Here is a 6661-nt window from a genome sequence, read left to right on the forward strand (position 1 = left end):
CGACTGGCGGACGGGTGCGGAAGCCGACGTCGTCCCGCGGGCGAACCTCTCAGACGTCGATGCGCACCTGGTCGAGTCCGCCGCGCCGGCGACGATGAAGTCCTTGCGCGGCGCGACGTCGCTGCCCATGAGGAGCTCGAACACCCGCTCGGCGGCCTCCGCGTGCTCGGCCGTGACGCGTCGCAGCGTGCGGTGCCGCGGGTCCATCGTGGTCTCGGCGAGCTGGTCGGCGTCCATCTCCCCCAGACCCTTGTACCGCTGGATGTCCTCCTTGTACCGGCGGCCCGCCTTGTCCAGCTTCTTCAGCGTCGCGGCGAGCTCGGCCTCGGAGTACGTGTAGATGTACTCGTTCTTGCGGCGACCGGACCCGATGACCTCGATGCGGTGCAGCGGCGGCACGGCCGCGAACACGCGCCCGGCCTCGACCAGGGGCTTCATGTACCGGTAGAAGAGCGTGAGGAGCAGCGTGCGGATGTGGGCGCCGTCGACGTCGGCGTCGGTCATCAGGACGATCTTGCCGTAGCGCGCGGCCTCGAGCTCGAACGACCGGCCGGACCCGGCACCGATCACCTGGATGATCGCGGTGCACTCGGCGTTGCGCAGCATGTCGCTGACCGACGCCTCTGGACGTTGAGGATCTTGCCGCGGATCGGCAGCAGCGCCTGGAAGTCGGAGCTGCGCGCGAGGCGCGCCGTGCCCAGCGCGCTGTCGCCCTCGACGATGAACAGCTCGCTGCGCTCGACGTCGTCGCTGCGGCAGTCCACGAGCTTCGCCGGCAGCGAGGACGTCTCGAGCGCGTTCTTGCGCCGCGAGATCTCCTTCTGCTTGCGCGCCGTGATGCGCGCCCGCATCTCGGCGACCACCTTGTCGAGCAGCAACGCGGCCTGCGTCTTGTCGTCCCGCTTCGTCGACGTCAGGAGCGCGTTCAGCTCCTTCTCGACGACGCGGCTCACGATGCCTCGCACGGGCGCGGTGCCGAGGACCTCCTTCGTCTGCCCCTCGAACTGCGGCTCGGCGAGCCGGACGGTGACGACCGCGGTGAGACCCGCGAGGACGTCGTCCTTCTCGATGCGCTCGGAGGCGTCCTTGGTCGACACCTTGAGGCGGCGCGCGTTCGTCTCGACCGCCTTGCGCAGCACCTTGAGCAGCCCCTGCTCGAACCCGCCGAGGTGGGAGCCGCCCTTCGGCGTCGCGATGATGTTGACGAAGCTGCGCACCTCGGTGTCGTACCCCGCGCCCCAGCGCAGCGCGACGTCCACCTCGCACTCGCGCTGCACGGCCTGCGGCGTCATGTGGCCGCGGTCGTCGAGCACGGGCACGGTCTCGGTGAACGTGCCGCTCCCCGTCAGGTGCCACGTCGCGGTGACCGGCGTGTCGGGGGCGAGGAACTCGACGAAGTCGACCGACCCCCCGTGGTGGACGAAGGTCTCCTCGTGCGGTCCGTCCTCCGCCGGGGTCCCTGGGAGGCCGCGCTCGTCCCGGACCGTCACCTCGAGGCCCGGGACGAGGAACGTGGTCTGGCGCACCCGCGTGACGAGCTCGTCGTAGGAGAAGACAGCGTTCTTCGGGAAGATCTGCCGGTCGGCCCAGTACCGCACGCGCGTACCGGTCACGCCACGCTTCGCCCGGCCCACGACCGCGAGCTCGGAGCGGCTGACGAATGGCTCGAACGGCGCGTCGGGCGTCGGCCCCGCTTTCGGGTCCGCGAACGTGCCGGGCTCGCCGCGGTGGAACGTCATCCGGTGCGTCTTGCCGCCACGGTCCACCTCGACGTCCAGGCGCGACGAGAGCGCGTTGACCACCGAGGCGCCGACGCCGTGCAGCCCGCCGGATGCGGTGTACGAGCCGCCGCCAAACTTGCCGCCGGCGTGCAGCTTGGTGAAGACGACTTCGACGCCGGACAGCCCCGTCTTCGGCTCGATGTCCACCGGGATGCCGCGCCCGTCGTCCTCGACGGTGACCGAGGTGTCGGCGTGCAGGACGATGCGGATGCGCCGGCAGTTGCCCGCGAGCGCCTCGTCGACCGAGTTGTCGATGATCTCCCACAGGCAGTGCATGAGGCCGCGGGAGTCGGTCGAGCCGATGTACATGCCGGGTCGCTTGCGCACCGCCTCGAGGCCCTCGAGGACGGACAGGTGCCGAGCGGTGTAGCTGGACTCAGCGGAGGTGGTCGTCACGGCGCACAGCCTAGACGAGGCGGCCCACAGGCCCGACGCCGCCTCGCCGTGCGCCGCCGCGGCACCCGACCGGCGCCACCGCGGCACTGCCCTGAGATATTCCACCCTGGGGGCCGGTACGCGGGGAGCGAACCGAGGCCCGTTCTGCCGCGCAGGCACCCGACAAGATGGTTTCATGGTCGGGTGACTGCTACGACGACCACCACCGAACCGCTGACCGCGGCCGACCGCTGCGACCGCTGCGGCGCCCAGGCGTACGTCCGCGTGGTCCTGCCGACCGGCGAGCTGCTGTTCTGCGGCCACCACGCACGGGCCCACGCCGACGCCTACACGGGAGTCGCGACCCACGTCCAGGACGAGACCGACCGTCTGCTCGCCGAGCACGGAGCCGGCACGGTCTGACCGCTCGCCGACCAGGCCGCGCACGGTGTGGCGCGGCCGCCCAGCCTCTGCACGACGCCCGGGACCAGCACGGTCCCGGGCCGTCGGCGTTCCCGGGAACGGACCGTGCTCGGCCCCCTGGACCGGACCTGATCGTGGCGGTCGTCACGGGACCTGCCCGCCACGGACGAGGGCCCCGACGACCGTGTCGTCGGGGCCCTTCGCGCGTCGCGGACCTGCGTCCTCGCGCGTCAGTCCAGGTAGTCGCGCAGAACCTGCGAGCGCGACGGGTGCCGCAGCTTCGACATCGTCTTGGACTCGATCTGGCGGATGCGCTCGCGCGTGACGCCGTAGACCTTGCCGATCTCGTCGAGCGTCTTGGGCTGCCCGTCGGACAGGCCGAACCGCATCGACACGACGCCGGCCTCGCGCTCGCTGAGCGTGTCCAGCACCTGGTGGAGCTGCTCCTGCAGGAGCGTGAAGCTCACCGCGTCCGCCGGGACGATCGCCTCGGAGTCCTCGATGAGGTCGCCGAACTCGGAGTCGCCGTCCTCACCCAGGGGCGTGTGCAGCGAGATGGGCTCACGACCGTACTTCTGGACCTCGACGACCTTCTCCGGGGTCATGTCGAGCTCCTTGGCGAGCTCCTCGGGCGTGGGCTCACGGCCCAGGTCCTGCAGCATCTGCCGCTGCACGCGCGCCAGCTTGTTGATGACCTCGACCATGTGCACCGGGATGCGGATGGTGCGCGCCTGGTCGGCCATCGCGCGCGTGATCGCCTGGCGGATCCACCACGTGGCGTACGTCGAGAACTTGTAGCCCTTGGTGTAGTCGAACTTCTCCACCGCGCGGATCAGACCGAGGTTGCCCTCCTGGATCAGGTCCAGGAACAGCATGCCGCGGCCCGTGTAGCGCTTGGCCAGCGACACCACGAGGCGCAGGTTGGCCTCGAGCAGGTGGTTCTTCGCACGCTTGCCGTCGTGCGCGATCCACTGCAGCTCGCGCTTGAGCTTGCGCTCGATGTCGTCGCCCTCGGCCGCGAGCTTCTCCTCCGCGAACAGGCCGGCCTCGATCCGCTTGGCGAGCTCGACCTCCTGCTCGGCGTTCAGCAGCGCGACCTTGCCGATCTGCTTGAGGTAGTCCTTGACCGGGTCCGCGGTCGCCCCCGCGGTGACAACCTGCTGCGCCGGCGCGTCGTCGTCGTCCGCGTCGGAGACGACGAAGCCGGTCTCCCCGTCCTCGACACCCTCCGGCGTGATCTTCCCGACGGACGTCGCCTCGGCGACCGCGGCGGCGTCGTCGTCGGCCTCGACCTCGGCGAGGTCGACCTCGCCCTCGTCGGCACCCGTGTCCGCCTCCGACGCCTTCTTCGAGCGCGCCGTGGACTTGGTGGTCCGCGCGGCACCCTTGGCGGCCGTGGCGCTCTTCGTCGCACGGGCCGTGCGCGCCGCGGGGCGTGCGGGCGTGGCCTCGGCCTCGTCGGCAGCGCCGTCCTCGGGCGCCTCGGTGGTGGCGGTCGCGGCGCGGCGCGTGGTCGCGCGCTTCGCGGCCGTCCTGGCGGCGGGCTTGTCCGCCCGCGCCGTCGTGGTCGCACGCGGGCTCGCCGCCGCGGCGACGGCGCTCGTCGTGGGGATGTCGACCTCGACGCCCGCGCCGGCGAGCGCACGGAACACCGCCTTCAGGCGCTTGGCGTCGTTGACGGCCGCCTGCTCGCACGCGGTGCGGAAGCTCTCGGCGTCGACGCGACCGTTCGCGCTGCCGCGCCGCAGGAGCTCCTGGAGCGCGGGGTGCTCGAACTCGCGCGGGAGTGCGGGGATCTGTGTGGAGGGCGCCACAAACCGACCTTTCGGCAATCGTGGGGGGCGGTAGGGCCGCAGGAGCGGACGGAACCAGGACGAGCGTGCTGCCTCGTGGGCTCGCACCGACTCGTACGGTGAGTCGTCGGGCTCAGGCGGACACCTATATTGTACCGGCGATCCGTGCCCCGGGCGTCGTGGACGTGGCCGGCGACCTCGCTCGTCCGTCGAGGACGGGACGGTGTCGCGCGTTCGCGCCGACGACCCGGAGCCGGGCCTGCTGGTACAACGGCGACCCTCCCGCGAAGATTCCCGCGGGACGCCGGCTCAGCGACCGGCCCCGGGGTCGGGCTTCACGGCGAGCACCGGGCACGGCGCGTCGAGCAGGATGCGCTGCGCGTTCGACCCGAGGATGAGCTTGCGACGGGGCTGCGACGGCGCAGGCCGATGACGATGAGCTCCGCGGACGTGCGCTCCGCGGCCGCGACCAGGTCGTCCGCGAGGTCGGCCCCGCCCGTCTCGACCTGCAGCGTGGCACCGGTGCCCTCGAGCCCCTGCTCGACGCGGCGCAGGTCGTCGCGCGCGCGGCGGCCACCTCCGGCGCCGCCCCGGCGGCGTCCGCTGCCACGACGACGAGCGCCACCTGTCGCCGGGCCGCCTCGGTCGCGGCGGTGTCGAGCGCCTCCCGTCCCTCGGGGGTGCTCAGGTGGGCGACGACGACGGTCATGGGTCCTCCGCGGACGGCTCGTGGCGAACGGTCGGGGTGGCGAGGCACCACCGGAGCCGACCGTACCCGAACCGTTCGCCGCCCTCACTCGCGGGCGCGCACCCACCCCGGCGGGACGCCCGCGTCGACCGCGCTCAACAGCAGCAGCGCGAGCCGGTAGGCGGGGTCCTCGGCGAGCGCCTCGCGCAACCTCTCGGCGGCACGTCCACCGTCGCCGTGCCACCAGGCCACCAGCGCCAGCAGGGTCAGCGCGGGCGCCGCCCGGCCGCGCGCCGCGTGCGCGACGACCGCCTCGAGGACCACGCGGGCAGGACCGGTCAGGGACGGGTCCGGTACGACCGCGACCGCGGGGTCGACGAGCCGCGCGATCGCGGCGCCGGTCCCGGCCTCCGCGTCGACGCCCCGGACGGTGCGCTCCGCCAGGTCGTCGTCCCCGCCGGGCACGAGGGACAGCAGGACGGCGTCCCGCACGGGGACCGACTCGAGCGCCGCCTCGAGACGCCCGACGAGCGTCGCGGGCAACGTCGCCGGGACGCCGCCCTCCCCGTCCGCGAGCAGCGCCGTCGCGCTCCGCCACGCCCGGAGCCCCTCGAGCCGCCACGCGACCGTCGTGCCCGCCGAGGGCGCGCCCGACGGGACACCCGAGAGCGTGCCGAGCTGCGGCGCCCCGGGGCGCGCCCGGGCCCTTCGTGCGGCACGGGCCGCGCGCCGGCGCGCGTCCGCCGTCGCGCGCGGGATCCGCAGGGCCTCCTCGCGCGAGTCCGCGACACTCTCGCCCGCGAGCACCATGTGGGCGCCCACCTCGCTGCCCTCGAGCTCGCGCAGCGGACGCCCGTCGGCCGGGCAGCACGTCAGGTCGGTGCAGTCGAGGCCCGACCATCCCGTGGACGAGACGACCCAGACGTCGGTCGGCCCGAGCAGCGACTCGACGGCCTCGCGGCAATGCTCGACCGCCGCCCGCTCCCGCGCCGCCGTCGGGACCGCCGCGCGCAGGGGCGCGTCCGTGTAGGCCACCAGCACGACGCGTCCCGCGCCGTCGGCCGCCAGGTGCGCGAGCACGGTGCGGGCGACCTGCGGACCCCGCTCGACGTCGGCCAGGTCCTCCACGTCGACGCGGACCACGAGACCGACCCGGCCGCGCGGACCCCGCAGGCCCACGAGCACGACGCTGTCGCGCGGGCGGTAGCCGAGGCGGTACGGGACGTAGGCGAGGAGCTCGCGGGGGCCACGGGCCCGGATCAGCGTGGTCATGCGCCCATCCCACCGCGCACCGCGGGCGCCGCGCAGCCGACCGCCGCACCGCTGTGGACGGCGGGAGGGCGGAGCGGCGCGCGTCGCGGGCTGTGGTCGGCGCTGCGGGACGGTGCTGGCTCGCGCCGGTCGCGACCACTACGGTGTCGGCGTGCCCCCACGACCGCCGCGCCGGCGACCGCACCCCGCGTCGCGCGCCGTCGCCGTCGCGGTCCTCGTCGCCGCCGTCACGGGCTGCACCACGACTGCGGCACCCGGGCCGGGCGCGACCGGCACCTCGCGCCCGCGGGCCGGCCGACGCGGAGCACGCCGCCGCGCCCGGGACCCCG

The 6661-nt window shown here is 73.9% G+C and carries 3 protein-coding genes and 1 pseudogene; 1 reads left to right on the forward strand and 3 read right to left on the reverse strand.

The window, feature by feature from the left end; genetic code table 11:
- Nucleotides 1–49 precede the first annotated feature (49 nt).
- A pseudogene (locus BJF88_RS11075) lies at nt 50–2177 on the reverse strand (type IIA DNA topoisomerase subunit B).
- A gap of 183 nt (nt 2178–2360) precedes the next feature.
- Between BJF88_RS11075 and BJF88_RS11080 the strand changes: the two are divergent.
- A complete protein-coding gene (locus BJF88_RS11080; protein ID WP_083649059.1) occupies nt 2361–2579 on the forward strand; it encodes a hypothetical protein in 219 nt (72 codons plus the stop codon).
- Nucleotides 2580–2809: 230 nt separating this feature from the next.
- Here BJF88_RS11080 and BJF88_RS22110 read toward each other — a convergent pair whose 3' ends face one another.
- Entirely contained in the window at nt 2810–4393 is a 1584-nt protein-coding gene (locus tag BJF88_RS22110) for an RNA polymerase sigma factor (protein WP_075828827.1), read from the reverse strand.
- A gap of 772 nt (nt 4394–5165) precedes the next feature.
- Nucleotides 5166–6332, reverse strand: a complete 1167-nt coding sequence (locus BJF88_RS11095) for a DUF4192 domain-containing protein (RefSeq protein WP_075828828.1) — start codon at nt 6330–6332, stop codon at nt 5166–5168.
- Between the last annotated feature and the right edge of the window lie 329 nt (nt 6333–6661).

This window comes from Cellulosimicrobium sp. CUA-896 (assembly GCF_001942335.1).
Lineage (GTDB): Bacteria > Actinomycetota > Actinomycetes > Actinomycetales > Cellulomonadaceae > Cellulosimicrobium.